At 60.0% G+C, this 20297-nt stretch carries 13 protein-coding genes and 1 pseudogene; 3 read left to right on the top strand and 11 right to left on the bottom strand.

Going from position 1 to position 20297, the window contains the following annotated elements; genetic code table 11:
- Window positions 1-13 precede the first annotated feature (13 nt).
- On the bottom strand, window positions 14-247 hold the full coding sequence (locus J0X25_RS38250) for a DUF2061 domain-containing protein (RefSeq protein ID WP_226777005.1): 234 nt from the start codon (window positions 245-247) through the stop codon (window positions 14-16).
- Between the two features lie 341 nt (window positions 248-588).
- Between J0X25_RS38250 and ppc the strand changes: the two are divergent.
- Window positions 589-3329: pseudogene (ppc, locus tag J0X25_RS38245) on the top strand (phosphoenolpyruvate carboxylase).
- A gap of 71 nt (window positions 3330-3400) precedes the next feature.
- Here ppc and J0X25_RS38240 read toward each other — a convergent pair.
- The 6 genes from J0X25_RS38240 to J0X25_RS38215 form a co-directional block, all read right to left on the bottom strand.
- Window positions 3401-4213, bottom strand: coding sequence for a hypothetical protein (locus tag J0X25_RS38240; protein WP_226777300.1), 813 nt, complete (start codon window positions 4211-4213; stop codon window positions 3401-3403).
- A 198-nt stretch (window positions 4214-4411) separates the two neighbouring features.
- Window positions 4412-5527 carry a DUF8073 domain-containing protein gene (locus J0X25_RS38235; RefSeq protein WP_226777299.1) on the bottom strand — a complete coding sequence of 372 codons (1116 nt, stop codon included), beginning with the start codon at window positions 5525-5527 and terminating at the stop codon, window positions 4412-4414.
- 130 nt (window positions 5528-5657) lie between these two features.
- Window positions 5658-6803 (bottom strand): 7,8-didemethyl-8-hydroxy-5-deazariboflavin synthase subunit CofG, encoded by a 1146-nt coding sequence (gene cofG / locus J0X25_RS38230; RefSeq protein ID WP_226777298.1) that lies wholly within the window; start codon window positions 6801-6803, stop codon window positions 5658-5660.
- Window positions 6804-6875: 72 nt separating this feature from the next.
- Window positions 6876-8684, bottom strand: a complete 1809-nt coding sequence (locus J0X25_RS38225) for an archaea-specific SMC-related protein (protein ID WP_226777297.1) — start codon at window positions 8682-8684, stop codon at window positions 6876-6878.
- Window positions 8681-9328 (bottom strand): rod-determining factor RdfA, encoded by a 648-nt coding sequence (gene rdfA / locus J0X25_RS38220; protein WP_226777295.1) that lies wholly within the window; start codon window positions 9326-9328, stop codon window positions 8681-8683. Before rdfA ends, J0X25_RS38225 begins: the two co-directional genes overlap by 4 nt.
- A gap of 243 nt (window positions 9329-9571) precedes the next feature.
- Window positions 9572-10870: an amidohydrolase family protein gene (locus tag J0X25_RS38215; protein ID WP_226777294.1), complete on the bottom strand. Its 1299-nt coding sequence runs from the start codon at window positions 10868-10870 to the stop codon at window positions 9572-9574.
- A 195-nt stretch (window positions 10871-11065) separates the two neighbouring features.
- Here J0X25_RS38215 and J0X25_RS38210 point away from each other — a divergent pair, with 195 nt between their 5' ends.
- A complete protein-coding gene (locus tag J0X25_RS38210; RefSeq protein ID WP_226777293.1) occupies window positions 11066-12403 on the top strand; it encodes a dihydroorotase in 1338 nt (445 codons plus the stop codon).
- A 99-nt stretch (window positions 12404-12502) separates the two neighbouring features.
- Here the strand turns inward: J0X25_RS38210 and J0X25_RS38205 are convergent, their stop codons facing one another.
- Together J0X25_RS38205 and cofH are read right to left on the bottom strand one after the other, a co-directional pair.
- Window positions 12503-14215 (bottom strand): NAD(+)/NADH kinase, encoded by a 1713-nt coding sequence (locus tag J0X25_RS38205; protein ID WP_226777291.1) that lies wholly within the window; start codon window positions 14213-14215, stop codon window positions 12503-12505.
- Window positions 14216-14431: 216 nt separating this feature from the next.
- Window positions 14432-15787 carry a 7,8-didemethyl-8-hydroxy-5-deazariboflavin synthase subunit CofH gene (cofH, locus tag J0X25_RS38200; RefSeq protein ID WP_226777289.1) on the bottom strand — a complete coding sequence of 452 codons (1356 nt, stop codon included), beginning with the start codon at window positions 15785-15787 and terminating at the stop codon, window positions 14432-14434.
- 209 nt (window positions 15788-15996) lie between these two features.
- On the opposite strand from cofH, the gene thrC reads away from it, so the two are divergent.
- Complete coding sequence (gene thrC, locus J0X25_RS38195; protein ID WP_226777288.1) at window positions 15997-17256, top strand: threonine synthase; 1260 nt, start codon at window positions 15997-15999, stop codon at window positions 17254-17256.
- Between the two features lie 131 nt (window positions 17257-17387).
- Here thrC and J0X25_RS38190 read toward each other — a convergent pair whose 3' ends face one another.
- Both J0X25_RS38190 and J0X25_RS38185 read right to left on the bottom strand, forming a co-directional pair.
- Window positions 17388-18425, bottom strand: coding sequence for an LLM class flavin-dependent oxidoreductase (locus J0X25_RS38190; RefSeq protein ID WP_226777287.1), 1038 nt, complete (start codon window positions 18423-18425; stop codon window positions 17388-17390).
- A 185-nt stretch (window positions 18426-18610) separates the two neighbouring features.
- Window positions 18611-20254, bottom strand: coding sequence for an N-acyl-D-amino-acid deacylase family protein (locus J0X25_RS38185; RefSeq protein ID WP_226777285.1), 1644 nt, complete (start codon window positions 20252-20254; stop codon window positions 18611-18613).
- Window positions 20255-20297 lie beyond the last annotated feature (43 nt).

Raw genomic sequence — 20297 nt, 5'->3', positions numbered from 1 at the left:
GGAGTAGTAGGATTCAGGTTGTGACTCCCCACATAATGCGATCCCACGTCCGCTCGTAGATATAGTACGTTCCGGTCTTCACGAGGTTAGCGACGAGTCCGATATTTAACGCGGCATTCACGTCACCGACCACTGACCACGCAACAGTTACTGTAATCAGAAGCATGACCAGTCGATAACAAATCGTTTTGACGATCGCCCGCTTTTGAGCCTGAATCGCAGATCGTGAGGTGATAGGCCGTACCATAGTGGCTCTTCGAGATGGTCCGTTATAAGTAACCAGTGTTGGTAACATACTTACCGAGGTATAATCGGAATTGGTTTCATCAGAGGTCCTCTCGGGACGTGTTACGGTTCGCGGTCAGTATTTGGACAAACCATACGAGTAACAGATCGTGTCTCCCTTCGACGTTTGGCACACGGTGTCACACACACACATTACTCACAGATCGCATACTCGTGGTTGATCCTTCCGTTTAGCGCAACCGCCGTTCGAGGGGCGGACGGATCACCCCATAGTGAAACTGCCCAGTCTGCCACGATAGTCGCCCTCCTAGTCCTTTTTGACGACAGCGACAGAGTTAGGTTATGGGACTCCATAACAGGGATGTCCGCCAGGATGTCCGCGAGCTCGGCACGTTTCTCGGTGATATTCTCGAGGACCAGACCTCTCGCAAAGCGTTCGAAGCGGTCGAATCGTCTCGTCGGTCCTCGATCGAATACCGATCCGGGGACCGGAAGTCCCGGAAACCGCTGATCGCGGAGCTCGAAAACCTGTCGTCTCATCACCAGAAGATCGTCGCTCGCGGGTTTACAACCTATTTCGAACTTATCAACCTCGCCGAAGAGGGCGAGCGGGTTCGGACGATCCGAACCGAATCTCACGAAGGAACCCTCGACGATAGTCTCGAGACGGCGGCCGAAGAACTCGGCGAAGCTGATATCGAACCCGTCAGACAGATTCTCAACGATGTGCTGATCGAACCGACGTTCACCGCTCACCCGACCGAAGCCCGTCGTAAGACGGTCAAATCCAAACTTCGCGAGATTGCAACGTGTCTCGAGACGCTGGACGAACAGCTGCTGACCGACAAGGAAGAGAGGCAGGTCTGGCGCGAAATCGACGCAGAGATCACGAGTCTCTGGCAGACCTCGCAGGTCCGCAACCGCCAGCCCGCGCCCGAAGACGAGGCGCGTAACGTCCAGTGGTACCTCGAGAACACGCTGTTCGACGTCGTCGGCGAGGTCTACGACGAGTTCGACGAAGCGATCGATGCTGAAGTCCCCGGAACCCTCGACATTCCGAAGTTCTTCGAGTTCCGCTCGTGGGCGGGTAGCGACCGCGACGGCAACCCCTACGTCACCCCCGAGGTGACCGCTAACACCTCGAGCGCCAGCGCAAGATCATCAGGGAACGCTACCGCGACCAGCTCAAACGCCTCTCGGGCGTCCTGAGTCAGGACGGGAGCCGGATCGACGCCGGATCGGCGTTTCAGGCCTCCCTGGAGCGCGATCGTGAACGGCTGCCAGGTAGCGCACGTATGGCCGAGGAGCGCTACCCCGGCGAGCCGTATCGCCAGAAACTCCAACTCATGCGCGAGCGACTCCGCCGCGTCGGTGACGTCCGGCCGGGCGGCTACGCCGAGGTCGACGACCTCCTCGAGGACCTCGAGGTCATCGCGACGAGTCTGCGCAAGAATGAGGCCGAGAGCATCGTCGAGTCCCACGTCGATCCGATCCGCCGACAGGTCGCGACCTTCGGCTTCTCGCTCGCAAGTCTCGATCTGCGGGACCACCAGCAGAAACACACCGGCGCCATCGCCGAGGCCCTCGAAGCGAAGGGGATCGACTACCACGGTCTGTCGGAGGACGAGCGCGTCGAGTTCCTGACCGACGCCGTGTTGCAGGACGAACTTGTGATCGATCTCTGGGATATCGAACCGCTCTCGGAAGACTCGGCGAGGGTCCTCGAGTTGTTCGACAGCCTCGCCGACTGGCAGACCGAGTACGGTGTCGAGGCGATCGACACCTACTGTATCTCGATGACCGAAGAGCCCAGCCACGTCCTCGAGGTGCTGTTCCTGGCCGACCAAGCCGGCGTCGTATCCCTTCCAGAGCATTCGGGGATCGATATCGTGCCGCTCCTCGAGACCGAGCACGCGCTGTCGGGGGCTCGCCGGATCATGGGGACGCTGTTCGAGAACGAGGCTTACGCACAGGCGCTGGAGGCCCGGGGACGGACCCAGGAGATCATGCTGGGCTACTCGGACTCGAACAAGGAGAACGGCTTCCTCGCCGCGAACTGGTCGCTGTACAAGAACCAGCGCCGACTGGGGGAGATCCGTGACGATCACGACGTGACGATGCGGCTGTTCCACGGCCGCGGCGGCTCGATCTCCCGCGGTGGCGGCCCGATGAACGAGGCGCTGCTGGCCCTACCGAACTCGACGGTGACGGGCCAGGTAAAGTTCACCGAGCAGGGTGAAGCCATCGCCGAGAAGTACGGCAATCCGCGCATCGCTGAGCGCAACATCGAACAGATGCTCAACGCCCAGCTCCGAGCACGCAAACAGGCGATCGAACGGCCCGAGGAGGAGATCCAGGAGGAGTGGCTCGAGGCCATGGAGACGATGGCCGACGCCGCCCGGCGGGAGTACCGCGATCTGCTCGAGAGCGACGGCTTCGTGCAGTACTTCGAACAGGCGACGCCGATCACGGTCATCGAAGATCTCGATCTGGGCTCGCGGCCAGCCTCACGCAGCGGCGAGCGCACCGTCGAGGACCTGCGGGCGATTCCGTGGGTGTTCTCGTGGACCCAGTCGCGGTGTATCCTACCGGGCTGGTACGCGGTCGCGACGGGCATCGAGGCCTATCTCGAGGACGAGGAGCAACGCTCCTCGGGAGAGTCGAGCGGCGAGGGGACGCGAGACGACGGCGGCTCGATGGAGACGCTCCGGGCGATGTACGACGAGTGGCCGTTCTTCCGGACGACGCTCGACAACGCCGCGCTCTCGCTGTCGCGAACCGAACTCGAGATCGCCGAGCGCTACGCGGAGTTGGCCGACGCGGAGCTTCGCGAGCGGTTCTTCCCACGCGTGACCGACGAGTACGAGCGGGCGACCGACCTGCTGACCGGGATCGGACGGCGCGACCGTCTGCACCCCCGCGATTGGCTCAGTGAGAACTTGGAACTCCGGAATCCGTACGTCGACCCGCTGAATATACTACAGGTGTCCCTACTCGACCAGACCGATCGGACGGGCATCGAAGAGCGGACGTTACGGCTGACGGTCAAAGGAATCGCTGCTGGGATGAAGAATACGGGATAGGATATCGAGCACCCGTCTGTGAGACGAACGGCCAGAAAACGAGTCACGTTCAGCGAAACGGGTTACCGTCTTTACGGTTCATCCTCTACGAGGTACAGACTCCGGTTGATAATGAGGTTGGCGATCGTATTACTGTCCATGATTTCAGTTCTGGCCTCGTTCGGATCCGTCCCCTCGGGATACCGCTTTACTTCGAACGAATCGAGAGCGTTCCGGTTTTCCGTGACCGGTTCGATAACCTCGATCAGTTCACCATCGACTTTGTTATGGAGCGTATCTCCGGCTTCGAAACCGACGACTGGAACGTCGTCAGGCCAGTCCCACTGGAAGTTCCGAACATATTGATCGAACTGCCAGACCAACTGTTCGATCGCACTCTCCTCAGTGACGGTATTTTCGGTCGACTGTTCGAGATGGCGGTCCCAATAGTCGATAGTGCACTCCTTCAGATCAGCCTGAAGGTTGTCTTCGACGAGTTTCTCTTCGATCGGATAGCCGATCTCGATCGCGATGATCGCATGCTGGTCGAGGTGATTGAGACATCGTTGGCATTCCATCTCGAAGATAGAGATATCTACCGGGTTTTCCAGGGTAAGGTGGACGAGTTCCTTCCCGCAGTTCGGGCACCAGAGGAAAAGAACGTCGTTGTCCGCGCGGTACATCTCACTGAGGACCGTGAGTTCGTCGAAGGCTTTGTCTTCGGGCGACTGCTGATCTGCGTTCGATGTGCTCTCTTCGGTCACGATGTCCTTCCCCGCAAATTTAGCTAGTTCTCGGTCCTTCAACAGCGCTTTGATCACCGAATCGTGTGAAGAGTGAGACTCCTTCTCGAGAATCTCTTCAATCTGTTTTTTCGTCCAATCTCGTACCCTGATTGTTGCCATTGTGTGTGAACTCCTCACCCATCCAAATAACGCTTCCCGTCTATTCTCCCAGATCACCATGTAAAATAAATAGGTGAAACGAGACAGCGCTAGCAGCAAAGAGAAGACGAATTACTAGCCACCTACACGGCTACATCCGTACAGAATACGCTACGAACGGCTGTTGGGCCCGCGGAACGTCCGTCGGGCACTGCGGAGTTACTGCGGAGTATCCTGGTCGTTCGGAGCGATTCGTCGCCGTACCTCTCTCGGAGAGACTCTAATCTGCTCGGCACCGAGGCGCTGTGTGACGAGGTCTATCAGCGCAGTTTCTTTGAGGAGTCGCCGGGCGAGATCCTGGTTAACACCCAATTTGGTTTTGACCTCGTAGACGGTGCTCGACTCGTTGACGATCATTGTGAGTTCACCGACGGTCAACCCCTTGGGAATACCGTGTCCATCGGCGATGAGCGAGTCGTCACTGCCTTCACTGTTCGTCTCGTCGAGGAGTTCGGCCACGGACGTATCGTCTTTCTCCGATGAGGCCTCATCGTCGATGCCGCCTTCGGGAGCATCGTCACGGCTGCTTTCGCCAGTGCCATGCTCGTTAGTACCGGTCGTAGCGTCCGAGTTATCGGTTCCAATAGATGCTGGCCGTTTCTTCGTCGCGGTTACTGGAACGCCGTCCTCAACCGATCCCGCTGACTGATCTTCGCCGAACGATGCGGTAGTCTCACCCCCAACCGTCTCGGAGAGAGCCGCATTCGGCTTCTCAGATTCGCCTTCCTCTGCGAAGTCTTCGCTCGAGGGGTCGGGGGTATTCTGATCGGGGGCAGTATGGTTTCGCACCTGTTTAGTGTCGCTTGGGTCGTGGATATCGTATTCGACCATGTATCGTCGCACCGTCTCCGAGGTGACATCGACACCCAGCGCCTCGGTCATCTCGGGGAAGGTATCGTACCGTTCGTATACGTCCCGTAACGCATCTGGATCTTTGTATGCTGGAACAGCGTTGGAGCTAGCCCGTTTCGAGGATATGCCGACGCCGGTTGGTGAAGAGCCGTAGCCTCTCTGTGACTCCTCGACCGATAGCGTCACCGAGAGATCGATATTCGCGTATCTGTCCTCGAGGTCGACGTTGTCTCCTCGGATCGAAACTCCATCGTGGAACTCGTCATCGGCGAGGACCGGTACCCCGACAGTTAGGTTCGCAGTTATTTCATCGCGTTCCTGGATCACCTGCTCGCCGATTTCGACGTTCCTGACCTCGGCGTCGGTCGTCTCCAGGTATTCGAGTACCGCAGTTAGTTCCCCAAATGCGTCACTAACTCCCATGTGACAAGGTTCGACACGGCCACATTATTTGGTTTACATACCGGAGATTGTTGCTGGTAAGTTCTCAAACTCACGGTACAGGGAGGAGTGAGCGGGAAGAGGGCAGTGTGGCGAAGTATAGAGCGGTGGTTCACGACGGCGAATTCACCGTCGAGGTCAGTCGGGCGAGGTGGTCGTTCGATCTAATGGTGTTTCGAACCGGTTCCGTCACCCACGGTCGATCGAGGCGTTGTGGCCCGCGAATCTCTCGCTCTTCGTCGAGATACCGTTCGTAGACCGGAAGTCGTTCAACGACGCGCCTCTCCGCAGTATCCGCCAGTTCTTCGAGTCGCCGCAGTTCCGGCCACGCGTAATTCGGATTGATATGGTCCTGCGTGATCGGAGATACACCGCCGAAATCACCGATACCGCAGTCGAGGAGTTCATCGACCGGGAAGAGGTTCGGTGGCACTTGGAGTTCGATCGCATCCGGCAGCCCGTACCTCGCCATCGCTGTCACACGGCGCATGGTTTCGACCGACGGCGACTCGAACTCGGACCGCTCGTTCGGGACCACGTTCTGTACGATCACCTCCTGAATGTGACCGTACCGCTCGTGGAGCGCTTTGATCGTGAGAATACTCTCTGCACGATCGCGCCACGTCTCACCGAGTCCGACGAGAATCCCCGTGGTGAACGGGACGGCGAGTTCACCAGCGGCCTGAATAGTCCGGAGACGCTGTTCCGGGGTTTTCCGTCGTTTACCCGCGTGAGCGTCGACAGGAGCGGTCGTCTCTAACATAACACCCATGCTCGCATTGACCGATGAAAGATACCCCATCTCATCGTGGGTGAGATCACCGGGATTGCTGTGTGGGAGGATGCCCTCCTCCAACGCGACTTCGCAAGCCCGGTGGAGGTACTCGTGGATGGATCCGTATCCCCATTCGTCGAGTTGGTGGTGGATCTCGGTGTACCGATCGTCCGGTTTATCGCCGAACGTAAACAGGGCTTCCGTGCAGTCGGCCCGGACGCCCTGACGAAGCACTGTTCGGATCTCGTCCATAGACATTATCGATGCTTCGCCCGGGGGATCGAAAAACGTGCAGTACGTACAGGTGTACCGACATGCCGTCGTCAGCGGCAGAAAGACGTTTTTCGCGACGGACAACGTCTCTGGCGAGGAGACGTCGTCCGGGGAAACGGAGAGGAGTTCCTCGATCTCGTTTTCCCGGATCCGGATTTCGTCTTCGCCGAACTGAAGCCTCGACCCCGGGGAATCGTTCGCAGTGTCCATCATCTCCCGCGTCACTGCGCCCGGATAAAACAGTTATGACGGAACGAACCGCAAAGATGGGAGAAGGAACGGTTACTCAGTCAGTGCCTGCCTGTTCGTCGCGACGGTCCAATTACCGGGGTCGATCTCCCGGCCCTCGAACGCCGTGTACTCCGGATATGCGGTGAACACGAGGTATTCCGTCCGTTCGTGAAGATACTCGACTAGAGTGTGCAGGTTGTCGTCCGCTAGCCCGCCGAGACCGTCGACGAGCAGAAGCGGCACCGCCTCGTCGACGTCGAACGATTCGTAGCCTGCAAGCGCTGCGACGAAGCCGATAAGTTCGAGTTCTCCCTCACTGAGTGCATCGAGACTTGCTTCTCGACCGTCACGTGCGACGACGAGATCGAAGTCGGCGGTGAGACGAGCGGTCTCGAACCCCGTTCCAAACCGGGAAAGGATTTCATCCATCGCTTCGTCGAACGCCTCTCGAGCGCGGTGTTTGATCCTGTCTTTGCGATTCCGGAGTTCTTCGATCTCGGTCCGTATCTCCGCGCTCTCGGCTTCGAGCATCTCGACTTGTTCGGCCCGAGTTTCGAGCTGGGATAGCTCGTCCTCGACATCATTCAGTTCGGCTTCCCGATACTTTATTTTGCTCTCGACGTCGGAGATCGCTTCGACGGTCTCGTCGACGGCATCTGAGAGTTTTTCGGCCCGTTCCTGTGCATCTCGGTATCGTTCCTCCGCTTCGTCGAGACTCCGACGTCGATCGGCGAGCGTGTCCTCCAGTTCCGTTATTTCACTTTCCAGATCGCGCTTTCGACGCTTCGCCTGATCGATCTCTTCGCGTCGGGCTTCGAGTTCTTGGACTCTATCGTGATACCGCTCTTTCTGTGCCCGCAGATCCGTGATTTTGTCACCGAGGTGGTCGAGTCGTTCCTCCAGTTCCTCGCGCTTGGCCTCGTTTCCGCATGTCCAACAAACCACGTTGTCTTCGGTTAATTCGCGCTCGACCTCCGTCAAGAGGTCGAGTCGGTTCTCCTTTAGAACCATCTCGTTCGCCGAGTATACCGACTGCAGCACTTCGGAGTCCCGTTCGATTTGTTGCAGTTGGTCCCGGGCGGCCGCAAGTTTATCCTCGATATCGTCGTCCGCTGGGATTTCGAGCGACTCGAGTTCGGATCTTCGCTGCTGGAGACGTTCTTCGGTCCGTTCGATGGTCCGTTCTAATCTGTCGATCTGATTTTCAGCTTGACTCCGTTCCGTCTGTACGTTACTCAACCGTTGCTGGGGTGACGCGTCATCGGTCTCGTCTCCGCCAGTTGCTTCGTCAGAGTCGCTGACGGCTATTTCGTCGCGCTTTTCGCGTAACTCCTCGATCTCTTTCTCGAGTTGGGTGACCTGTTCCTGGACACCGGGCAGGCGTTTTTTCGCCTCTCTCGCCTGTGAGAGTTCCGTCCGTATCTGCTCGCGCTCGCGTTTCAGATCGGAGATCTGCTCGTCGATATTTTGAAAATCGAGCGGGCGCATGAGTACGTCCTCCAAGTTCTCGCCCTGGCGAACGGCACTGCGGACCTCGTTCCGCTCGTCGAGACAGGCGAACAGTTCCGTCCGAATAACGTCGTACTCGTTTTCGAGATACGGAGTACCGCTCCGCCGGACGGTCCCGTTCTCGCGGGCGAGCGTAACCGTGATATCGCGGTCGGGTGTCTGTAGGTTCACCCGCCCGCTGTCCTTGTTTTCGGTGAGTTCCGTCGACGTTCCGAGTGCGGTCTTGATAGCTTCGATGAAACTCGATTTCCCCTGCCAGTTCGAACCTCTAACGGCGTTCAATCCCGGCTCGATCGTCGTCCGTCCGTCGAGTATTCCAGCGATGTTTTCGATTTCGATATTCCAGGTCATGATCGGTGTGAGGTGGCGGGTGCTTGGTTGTGCTTCTCACAGACGTAGCCCTGCTCGACCGCTACTTCGAGCGGGATCCGAGTCGGACAGGACTCGCAACGCAGTTGGATCTGGACCTCGATCGACGATGATTCGACGCCATCGATCTGCCCTTTCGTCTCCAGAGACGACAGTGCTCGTTCGGCTTTCTCTCTGGCGACCTCACGAGCTACCTCGATGCTCTCGCGTTCCCACTCGGTCTCGGCAGTTTGTGGTTCTTTGTCCCCCTCGAGACACTCCTGAAGGTGATTTCTCATCGTCCCGTACGATACCATATCCTCGAGAACCCGTTCGGCGTCGATTCCGTCCGCCGATAGGCTCTCGACCATCTCCTCTCGGATGAGTTCGTCGTCGCTGCGTAGCGCCTCGTAATCGCTATCGACACGAGCGCCCAGCGAATCACGGCCGTACTCGTCGTACACCTGTTTGAGGAGGCGTTTGTTGAACCACTCCGTGAGCGGTCGGTACCCCATTGGTGTCCGGTCATCTAACCCCCTCCACCGGGCGAGGAGTCCCTCATCGATCGATTCGTACATCGGATCGGCGGATTCCAAACCGTACCGTTTGACGGCTGCATCCACTTTGCAACCGGGATCAGTTGGCATTACCCATTCTTACTCGGGCATCAGTGATAAATCTTGACGAAGCGTGTACGTGTCGTACCTCCTCTTCGCTTGGATGCTTGATTGGTGCGAGCTATAGTTAACAGGCTTAGCCTGTTAAAGGATACTGACGGAGAGAATTCGATTGGGTGGTTAACAAGCTAAGTCTGTTAACTATAATTGAGGAGCTGTCTTTTTACCGACAGTGAAAAAGTACACCACTGGCCGACAGTCAGGACCGTCTGTTCAGAGTCGGTCCCAGAGTTCGGCACTCGCCTCACCGACGGCCTCCAGTTCCACCTCGTCGACACCACTAACACCCTGATCCGGACTGTACGCGATTTTCCCGTCGATGACGGTCCGCGTCACGTCGGCCCTGCTTGCGGCACTGACGACGTAGTAGGGCGCGCTCTCGGGGAGCACGGGGTTCGGACCGAGGTCGAGTGTGACGAAGTCGCCGCGTTTCCCGACTTCGATGCTACCGATCCGGTCTTCCATTCCGAGGACATCCGCGCTACCGATAGTCGCCCATTCGAGCGCTTTCGCCATGTCGAAACCGCTCGGATCGTTCTTTTTCAACTTGTGGATGCCGACGGCCGACCGCATCGTTTCGAACATATCTGGGTCCCAGCCGTCGTCGCCGATGCCGATCGTCATGTCGAGTTCTTCCATCGTCTCGACGTCGGCGATACCGACCGCGTTGTTGATATTCGAGTACGGGTTGTGCGCGACCTTCACGTCGTTTTCGGCGAGGATCTCGAGTTCACGTTCCGTGGAGTGGACGCAGTGGGCGGCGATGACGTCTGCCTCGAAGAGCCCCATCGAGTCGAGCGCGGGAACGGGCCGTTCCCCGTACTCCTTGATCGACTCGTGGACGTCGACCAGCCCCTCCTCCAGATGGATCTGGATCGGCCGGTCGTCCTGGACCGCACGCTCGACACACCCGTCGACGACGTCCTCCGTGTTCGTAAACAGGGTGTGGAGGCAGTAGTGGCCGGAGATATCGTCGTATTCGTCCTCTGCCTCCCGGATGTACCGCTGGTTCTCTTCGATCCCCTCGAGGGCCTCCGCTTCGGAGTTGCGTGCGGTCGTTTCGAACGAAATCATGCCCCGAATCGGCGTCTGGGAGACGCCGTCGGCGACGGCGTCCAGCGCACCGGGAAGCGTGTTCGGCCCGGAATAGTTGTCACAGAACGCCGTGACGCCGCTCTCCACCATCTCGGCGGCCGATCCGAGGGCGGAGTACCGGGCGTCACGCTCCGTGAACGCTTCGTCGACTTCCCACCAGATGTCGACGAGCGCTTCGTAGAAACTCTCCGGGGACGCGGTCAGCGGCGCGCCGCGAATCGGAAGCGCGTACATGTGCGTGTGGCAATTCACGAGGCCGGGAATAACGACCTCGTCGCGAGCGTCGATCGTCTCCCCGGCGGATTCGTATCCGTCGGCGATGTCGACGATTTCACCGTCCTCGACGACGACGTGGACCTCCTCTCTGACCTCGCGCTCATCGTTCATCGTGATGAGCGTGCCTGCGTTCAGTATCACACCATGGGAGATACTGTCGTTCTACAAAAAGGTACCTCTGGTCGACTTCGTCGACGGTTCCCCACGTGGCGACACATCGCTGCCACAAACGTGTTCTCGGCGTGGCCGCGGAAGCTGAGGCGCCACACGCCGGAAAGTGACAAGGTATCGATTGCATCGCCAACTGTTTTGGTCGTTCGCGATACGCTTTCGTTCATGACTGATCGTCTCATCGAAGACGCGCGTATCGTGAGTGCGACCGGCGTTCGAGCGGGATCTATCGCCATCGACGACGGCCAGATACGGGCGGTCGGCCCGAACGTAGCAAGCGAATACGGCGACGCGACGGACGTGATCGACGCTGCGGGAAAGATCGCTCTTCCGGGTATCGTGGATATTCACAATCATATGCACGATCAGAACCTCTTTCCGGACGGTATCGACTTCGCGTCGCAGACGGCGAGTGCCGCGGCCGGCGGCGTGACGACCGTCGTCGAACTCCCGACGCAGAGTCCGATCACGTCGCCGGACGCGTTCCGGAAGAAGAGGGACGAATGTGCCGAGCTCGCACACATCGACTTCGGACTGGTCGCGGGGAACGTCGAAGAGGCGGACATCGACGTCGAGGCGATCATGGCGGAGGGGACGCGCGATTTCAAGACGTTCACGGCCGAGCCGTACCTCGCCTCCGACGAGACGATCGTGTCCCTGATGGAAGCCGTCGGAAACGCCGGCGGGAAAGTCCGCGTTCACTGCGAAACGCAAGGAATCCTCGACCACGCTCGAGCGTCGATAGACGAAACGACGCCGGACGTGTACATGGAGTCCCGCCCGCTCGAAGCGGAACTCGACGCCATCAATCGAATGGGGTGGTTCGCCGAGTACGCTGGGTGTCCCCTGCACGTCGTCCACGTCTCTAGCGGGAGCGGGGCGCGCGAAGGCGGCCGGTTCAAATCACGGTCGAACGTTCCGGTGACCCTCGAGACCTGTCCGCATTACCTCGCGTTCTCGACGGAAGACGTCGAGGAGAAGGGACCGTTCCTGAAGGTCAATCCGAGCCTCAAATCGCCCGCAGAGGTCGATCGACTCTGGGACGCCGTCCGCGACGGGACGATCGATCTCATCGCCAGCGAACACTTCCCGACCTACCGGGAAGACCGAGAGCGCGGCTGGGAGAATATCTGGGAACCGTACGCCGGACTGCCCAGCATCGAAACGATGCTCGAATTCCTCGTCAGTGCCGGCGTTCACGAGGACCGACTCTCCTGGACACGGCTTCACGAACTCGTTTGTTCGCGGCCAGCACGCGAGGCCGGTATCTACCCGCGGAAGGGATCGCTCCAGGAGGGGACCGACGCGGACATCGTTCTCGTTCGCGAAGACCAGTTTACGGTTTCGGCTGACGACCTTCAGTACGTCGGCGGCTGGACGCCGTACGAAGGTCGCGAGTGGAGCGCACGCGTCGACACGGTCATTGCGAACGGCGACGTTATCGCCAGCGACCACGAGGTCCGGTCTTCGCCCGGCCGGGGTGAGTTCCTCTCGCGGCCGTAGCGCACCACTGAAACGGGCGTAGATTCCGACTGAGTGTCGAAAAACCGAAACGAGAAAGGGATGGCAGCAGCGCAGCCAGAGAGAACGTGACGCGGTACGTCAGTCCGCGCTGCTCTGTTTCGGAGCTTGCAGTTCCTGTTCGTCGTCGAGATGGCGGAGCAGATCCTCGTGGACCGGTCCGTTCGATCCGACGAGTTCGTTTCGCGTCTCGTGTGCCGCGATCGGGTCGTACTGCTCGCCGTCCGCGTTCGTGAGCGTGGCGCCGGCCTCGCGGGCGATAACTACCCCAGCAGCGACGTCCCACGGATACGTATCGAACTCCCACACCGCGTCGGCGCTTCCGGCCGCCAGGAAGCAAAGGTTCAGCGCGGCGGAACCGATACTTCGAACACCGCGAGTTTCCTGATAGCAGTGCGAGAGGAACGTTCCGTTCGGATCGTAACCGGAGAGGAGCATACACTCGTCCAGCGACGTTCGATCGGTCGTCGAAATCGGAAGGCCGTCCAGCATCGCTCCTTCACCTTCGATCGCAGTGAACATTTCGTCCGTCTCCGGCGCGTAGACGACGCCCATTACGGGTTCCTCGTCCTCGAGAAGCCCGATGGAGATCGAGTAATTCGGGTTTCCGTGTGCGAAGTTCCCCGTACCGTCGAGCGGATCGATCAGCCAGGTGTACTCGCTCGTCCCGACTTTCTCGTCGCTCTCCTCCGACCGGATCCCGTGGGTGGGAAACTCGTTCTCGATGACGGTCGTAATGATGTTGTCCGCCTTGTAGTCGGCCTCGGTGACGATGTCCGATTTATCGGACTTGTACTCGACGGACTCCGTCTGGCCGTGGAGTTCTCTGAGCGCCTCACCGGCCGCCTTCGAAGCGTCCTCCGCGACCTGCTTGGCCCGGCGGACGACGTCTTCCGCCTCGGTGGTCTCGACTGCCCTGACGGTATCACCTTGATCGTGTCTGTCTTCACGGACGCTCCAGCCGAGTTTCTCGGAGATGGACGTGAAGAAGTCGTCGTCGTAACTCGTGTTGACGACGAGTGCCGACGTGTCGGCACCTTTGATAGTGATCGTATCGCCCTCCTCGAGACGGGTCTGTGCGCGTCCACCGTCCACGAGGAGGTTTGCAGGCCCCTCTGAGACGACTTCGATGGTGGTGTTAGCATCGACGATGAGCGGACGGATGCCCATCCGATGGGTGTGCAGCGGCACGATCTGTAACGACGAGTTGTTCATCGGATAGTGGACGGGGCCGCCAGCCGACAGTGAAACGCCGGTCGAACCGGTCGGCGTCGATACTGCGAGTCCGCTCCCTTCGTACTCACCGACGAACTCGCCGTCCGCGAATACCTCCAGCTCGGTGATCTTCCTGTCGACGGGGTTCTCCGGCGGCTCGTGTTCGATCATGACGTCGTTGATACCGGTACAGTCGACTCCGTTGCCCTCGACGTGTAACTGCTGGCGGTGGTCGACCGTCGCACCACCTCGAAGGGTTTCGTCGAGGGCGTCCGTGAGGTCGTCCGGAGAGATACTCGCGAGGAACGCGAGGGTCCCGGCGTTGATCCCGAGGATCGGAACCTGCCTCGGGCTGAACTGCCGGACGCCTTCGAGGTACGTCCCGTCACCGCCGAGAGTGACACCCAAGTACTCGCGTTCCGGGGTGTACACCTCGTCGATGTCGTCACCAACCTCGACCGTGTGGACGGGTATCTCGTGATCGTCCGCCCACGTTTCGAGCGTCGATAGTTCTTCCTCACTATCCGGGCTGACGAGCGCGATGATCTCCTCTATTGTCGCTAAGCGTCTTCCGTACATGGTTGTAACTCACCGCTAGCTCTCCGTGCGCTATCATCGGCGATCGGGCCGACGGTAGTGGACTATGCTAGCGTCCAGCGTACCATCGGTCGATTACCGTATAAAAGCACTGACGCCACGACGAGTGTGGCATGAGTGTGCTGCCAGTGTGGCTCGTCCGTTCGATGTGTGGCGGACGACGCAGTAGCCGTATGATACGAAGCTCGCGACGAGGAGTTACTCGACGAGCGGCGTTCCGTCGGCGGCAGGTCCGAGACGGGGGCCGATTCGATCCGACTCGACGTCGATGCGACGGCGCTGTTCGTAGTCCGACGAGCGTTCGACCGGCGGCCGTCCGATCGCTGAAAGCATGTCACAGTACTCTTCGAACGAACGGAACTGGCCGTAACTGCCACCGGCGCGCTTGGTGATCTCTTCGGAAAGAATCGTCCCCATGAAATCGTTCGCTCCGCAGTTGAGCATCTTCAACCCCTGGGCGTCGCCGTATTTCACCCACGACGATTGGACGTTCTCGATGTTGTCGAGAAACAGGCGCGAGACGGCGATCATGAGTTCGTCTTCGTCGGTGCTGGCACCCGACTCGACGACGCCGTGTTCGGCAAGTGGAGTCTGTTCGTGCACGAACGACAACGGAACGAATTCGGTGATGTTCTCCGTCCTGTCCTGCAGGTCTCGAATGACGTCGAGATGCTGGACGCGATGCATCTCGTTTTCGACGTGGCCGTACATGATCGTGGCCGTCATCGGCAGACCGACGGCGGCAGCTGCTTCCATCGCGGCGACCCACTCGTCGGTTCCGATCTTCCCGGGGCAAATGACCTCACGGACTTCGTCCACGAGGATCTCCGCGGCCGTTCCGGGAACGGAATCCAGGCCGGCGTCACGGAGACGACGATACACCTCCTCGTACTCCCAGTTGGTGCCGCGCCGGGCGTGATAGACCTCCTCCGGAGTCATCGAATGGACGTGGACGCCGTCGACGCTCATCGCCTCCATCTGGTCGCAGTACGTCCCGGGATCGACGGTGTACGCGGCAGGAGACTTGTAATTGAGGTCGTTACGATCGCATGCTTCCAGTCGTTCCCGGTGTTCATCGTCGAGCGCGAACGCCGGATGAAGCCCACTCACGGAACAGACTTCGTAGATACCTCGCTCGACGGCGTCTCGCACTATCCCGCGAGATTCTTCCGGCGTCTTCGTGAAGCCCCCGTGATCTTCGGAGTATTCCGTTTCGAATTTGCTGGCGGTATCCTTGAAGTTACAGAATTGGCAACCCGTGTTACACGCCGTCGTCACGTTATTATTGAGATTGGCGACGAACGTCACCTCCTCACCGACCATCTCCGCGCGTCGGTAGTCGGCGATCCGGAGCACTTCCTCCTTGCGGCTCTGGTCAATTTCAGGACTTTCCGTCCCCGTGGTGAGCAGTTCGACACCGTCGTCGACGGTTAATCGCTCCCCGTTACGGGCCTTTTCGAGCGCGTTCTCGAACGATTGCGTCGTGTCTGGACGGTGGCTGTATTCCATTCGACCGGCGGGTCCAGTGACCCCCGCTCGAAACGCGTCGGACATGAAACGAAGACGTACAGCCGCGACGATAAATGTGTCCCTCACCGAGTTCTGAACGACTCTCCGGGACATTTGTGACGGGTTTGGATGTCATGTGCCAGCCGGTGACAGAAATTGCTCTGCGGTATCTCGAAAATGCGGCTCACTGTCGGCGCCAGCCGTTTTGAATGGTGTGCGGTGTCTTTTAGTAGGTGCCTCGCTTGATATCTCGTATGGCAATGGACCATGTGACTACGTTAGAGTGTACGATTTGTGAGAGGGAGTACGACCCGGATCAAATTATTTACACCTGTCCGGAACACGAGGGCGTCAAAGGCATTCTCGAGGTCAAGTACGATTACGACGTCATCGACGACAACTTCGACGCCGACCTCGACGGAAACATTCGGAGCCAGTGGAAGTACGAAGCGTTCCTCCCGGTCAACGACGATGCAGCGGTCGTGACCCTCAACGAGGGCGGGACGGACCTGTTCGACGCCCCGAATCTGAGCGAGGAGCTCGGTGTCGAGACGCTCGTCAAGGACGACGGGCGCAATCCGACCGGCTGTTTCAAGGACCGCGCCAGTTCCATCGCGGTGACGAAGGCCAAACACGCTGGCCGTAATATCATCACGTGTGCGTCGACGGGGAACGCGGCGGCTTCGCTGTCCGGATACGCGGCGCGTGGTGGTCTGGACTGTCGCATCTTCGTTCCCGGAGCCGCGCCCGCCGGCAAGCTCGCTCAGCCGCTCGTGTACGGTGCCGACGTCCTCGCCGTCAACGGGTCGTACGACGAAGCGTACGATCTGAGCGTCGAGGTCACGGACGAGTACGGCTGGTACAACCGCAATGCGGCGATCAATCCCTTCCAGGTGGAAGGGAAACGAACCGTCGGTCACGAGCTCGCGGAACAGTCGGTGGTCCGCGGGGAGGTTCCCGACTGGGTGGTGTTCTCGATGGGTGACGGCTGTACGATCGCCGGCGCCTGGAAGGGATTCAAGGAGTTCTACGACCTCGGCTACGTCGACGACTACCCGAAGATGCTCGGCGTCCAGGCGGAAGGCGCCTCGGCGATCCACGATGCGTTCCAAGGCCACGAGGATATCGACGATATCGCAGACACCATCGCCGACAGCATCGCCGTCGGCCGGCCGCGCAACACGATCAAGGCCTGCCGCGCTCCCCAGGAGAGCGGCGGAGACACCGTGTTGGTCTCCGACGAGGAGATCCTCGAGGCCGAGAAGCTCCTCGGAAGCACGGAGGGGATTTACGCCGAACCTGCAGGAGCAACGCCGGTCGCCGGCGTTCAGGAGGCGCTGGAGCAAGGTATCATCGAGCGGGACGAAACCGTCGTCGTCGTCTCGACGGGCTTCGGCCTGAAGGATACCGAGAGCGCGAAGAAAGCGACGGGCGACGTTAACCGAATCGAACCCGAACTCTCCGAAGTGGAAGCGCTGTTCGGGGACGCCCAGGCCGCCGCTGCCGACGACTGATCGTCGTCGGAGCGCCGCTGAACGTCCGTCTCGATCCGGGATGCTACTCTCGAACGGAAAATACAAACACGCCGAACGGAAGAGGCGGTGCCATCGCTCGTCCGAAACGTGAACGAGTACGTGCCGTATCGCTACAGGTAGCCGTCAGCGAACTCGTCGATCATCAGCTCGCGGTCGTCCCCGAGCGGATAGAGAATCGGGCACTGACAGCCGCTCTCAGCGTATTCGCGGACTTTTTCGCGACACTGTTCGGGAGTCCCACTGGCCGTAAGCTTGTGGACGACGTCATCCGGAATGAGTTCCATTCCCTGCTGGATGTCTTCCTTGTCCGCCGGCCAGCCGCCGATCGCCTCACCAACCTCGTCGATGAGGTCCTGACTGACGCCGCTCGCCTTCATGATGTGGGGCTGCTGGCCCAGGTACTGCGTAATGAGTTCGCGCGCGTTGTCGAGGGCTTTGTCGACGTCGTGGTCCATCGAACAGACGATCAGTTGCGGTCGGTCGATATCCTCGAGCGACCGGCCACCGCGCTCCGCGCCGGTCGCGAGCGCGTCGAGTGCCTTGTCGTTGTACTCGGGGCTAACGAGATAGTTCATCACAGCGCCGTCGGCGAAGTGACCCGTGAGCTCGAGCATTTTGAATCCGGTACCGCCGACGTACACTGGCACCGTCCGCGGTCCGGAGTCGCCGTGGACGACGTCGAGTTCCACGTCGCGCATCTGAACGAACTTGCCGTCGTAGGTGACGTTCTCCATGTCCAGGAGGTCCTGCGTGACCTCGACGCACTCCCGCATCGCGCGGAGAGCACCGCTTCGGTCGATACCGACTTTCTCCGCCAGCGGGTCCCACCAGGCGCCGATTCCACACTGGATGCGGTTCGGACCGGCGAGTTCCTCCAATGTGCTCATCGTCTGGGCGATGAGTGCGGTGTTGCGCGTCCAGTTGTTGATGACGCCGGTCCCGAGTTTGATCTGATCCGTGACGGCCGCGTACGCCCCGAGCGGCGTGATGCCGTCGCGTGCGAGTCGAGACTCCGCCTGCCAAATCTCGTCGATCCCCTGCTCTTCCGCGTACTGGACGAGTTCGAGATTCTCCTGTAACGAATGTTTGTCCTGCAGGTAGACACCAACACGGTCACCTCTATCGAACACCTGTTTGCTACTGCTCATTGGAATCCGTTGAGAAGTAACCCGACGGCTACTAAATAAGTATGGGTGATAAACTCAGGCAATGGCGAACAAACGGCTGCAAATCTGCACGGACCTATTGCGCGAGTTCTGTACGGACCGATTGCGGGAGTGTCCAGAATCGGTGCGTCCGTGTGTCGATCATGTGCCACAGCACAGATCGTGTGTCACGACTCGTTGGACGACCTGTCGATCACCGGCCGTTCGGGCCCGTCCCACTCGTCGGTCGAGCGGAGAACCTCACCGTTACGAGCGCCCGTCGTCGTCCCGTCATCGACGGCCAGCGCCCCGCTGACGAGAATATACTCGAAGCCGTCGGTGAGCTGGAACGGGTCCTCGTAGGTGGCGTTCTCCGACACGGCGTCGAGGTCGAAGACGACGAGGTCCGCGACGTATCCCTCCTTCACGTACCCCCGGTCGTCGAGTCCGAGGATGTCGGCGGGGTGGCCGGCCGCCTTGCGCGCCACGAGCGGTAGAGACAGTACATCGCGCTCGCGCACGTATCGCTCGAGGATGCGACCGAACGTCCCGATGGCCCTCGGATGGGGTTTCCCGCCGAAGATCCCGTCCGTACAGAACGTTCCTCGGTCGTCCGCGAGGAACCGCTCGATGTCTTCTTCCGACATGACGAAGTCCGCCATCGTCACGTCCAGGTGCTCCTCGACGAGGAGTTCACATATCGCATCGACCGGGTCGAGGTTTCGCTCGGTCGCAATTTCCTCGATCGTGTCTCCCTGGTAGTCGCCGCTCGCGGTCCGGGTGATGAGGATGTTGTCCCAACTGCCGGCCGCGCGAGCCAGATTTTCCCACTCCCCGGGAGACGAGATGTCCTCGGCGATTCGCTCTCTGACGTCCGCCCGTCGCAGCCGGTCGAGGATGTCCGCCGTTTCGCCCCGTCGCACCCACGGCGGCAACAACGCGGTGAGCATCGTCGAGCCCGCCGTGTACGGGTACTGGTCGAACGAGACCCGCTGTCCCGCGTCGATCGCGTCGTCGAACAGATCGAGGATATCCGTGGAGTTCCCCCAGTTCTGTTGGCCGCCCACTTTCAGGTGTGAGACGTGTGCGTGACAGCCGCCGCGCCGACAGAGTTCGAGATAGCGGTCGATCGATTCGACGACCCGGTCGGTCTCGTTCCACACGTGAGAGATCATAAACGAGTCCCGGGTCGCGAGCGTCTCGGCGAGCGCCTCGAGTTCCGGGTCGCGCCCGTAGGAACTCGGCGGGTAGATCATTCCCGTGGACAGTCCGAACGCGCCGCCGTCGATCGCCTGCTCGAGCCTGTCCTGTAGCTCAGCCACTTCTCCTGTCGCGAGTTCGCGGTCCTCGAAGCCGGCGATGTGCGATCGGAGGTTCCCGTGCGGGGCGTAGTGGGCAGCGTTGACGGCCGGCGCCGCCTCGTCGAGCTCGTCGAGGTACTCGGAGACGGAACTCCAGGGCCATCTCCTGTCGAGCGTGCCGTCTAACGACTGGATGCGGTTCTCCCATTCCGTCTTCATGTCTTCCGGAACGGGGGCGACGCTGACTCCGTCCTGTCCGAGGACTTCGGTCGTAATCCCCTGTGTGAGTTTCTCCTCGGCGGTGGGATTGGTGATCAGCCGCAGCTCCGAGTGGGCGTGCATGTCCACGAACCCGGGGGCGAGATACGATCCGTCGAGGTCGATGCGCCGGTCAGCACCAGCCGGATCGTCGCTGATTCGTTTGATTCGACCGTCATCGACCAGGACGTGTGCGGTAAAGACCGGCCCACCGGTGCCATCGAGAACGCGTGCGTTCCGGAACTCTACGGACCCCGTGCTAACAGACGACATGTATCGACTCTCGAGGATGGGCCGTTTGATTCTTTCGGTGGGT

Source organism: Haloterrigena alkaliphila (genome assembly GCF_017352155.2).
GTDB classification, from domain to species: Archaea; Halobacteriota; Halobacteria; order Halobacteriales; family Natrialbaceae; genus Haloterrigena; species Haloterrigena alkaliphila.
Note: the sequence above shows the minus strand (reverse complement) of the source record. Positions and strands in the feature narration are given on the sequence as shown.

What these genes read in the sequence shown, in the direction of transcription:
- J0X25_RS38250 (WP_226777005.1), bottom strand. Translation starts at nt 247, where the DNA reads ATGGTACGGCCTATCACCTCACGATCTGCGATTCAGGCTCAAAAGCGG.
- J0X25_RS38240 (WP_226777300.1), bottom strand. Translation starts at nt 4,213, where the DNA reads ATGGCAACAATCAGGGTACGAGATTGGACGAAAAAACAGATTGAAGAG.
- J0X25_RS38235 (WP_226777299.1), bottom strand. Translation starts at nt 5,527, where the DNA reads ATGGGAGTTAGTGACGCATTTGGGGAACTAACTGCGGTACTCGAATAC.
- cofG (WP_226777298.1), bottom strand. Translation starts at nt 6,803, where the DNA reads ATGGACACTGCGAACGATTCCCCGGGGTCGAGGCTTCAGTTCGGCGAA.
- J0X25_RS38225 (WP_226777297.1), bottom strand. Translation starts at nt 8,684, where the DNA reads ATGACCTGGAATATCGAAATCGAAAACATCGCTGGAATACTCGACGGA.
- rdfA (WP_226777295.1), bottom strand. Translation starts at nt 9,328, where the DNA reads ATGCCAACTGATCCCGGTTGCAAAGTGGATGCAGCCGTCAAACGGTAC.
- J0X25_RS38210 (WP_226777293.1), top strand. Translation starts at nt 11,066, where the DNA reads ATGACTGATCGTCTCATCGAAGACGCGCGTATCGTGAGTGCGACCGGC.
- J0X25_RS38205 (WP_226777291.1), bottom strand. Translation starts at nt 14,215, where the DNA reads ATGTACGGAAGACGCTTAGCGACAATAGAGGAGATCATCGCGCTCGTC.
- cofH (WP_226777289.1), bottom strand. Translation starts at nt 15,787, where the DNA reads ATGTCCGACGCGTTTCGAGCGGGGGTCACTGGACCCGCCGGTCGAATG.
- thrC (WP_226777288.1), top strand. Translation starts at nt 15,997, where the DNA reads ATGGCAATGGACCATGTGACTACGTTAGAGTGTACGATTTGTGAGAGG.
- J0X25_RS38190 (WP_226777287.1), bottom strand. Translation starts at nt 18,425, where the DNA reads ATGAGCAGTAGCAAACAGGTGTTCGATAGAGGTGACCGTGTTGGTGTC.
- J0X25_RS38185 (WP_226777285.1), bottom strand. Translation starts at nt 20,254, where the DNA reads ATGTCGTCTGTTAGCACGGGGTCCGTAGAGTTCCGGAACGCACGCGTT.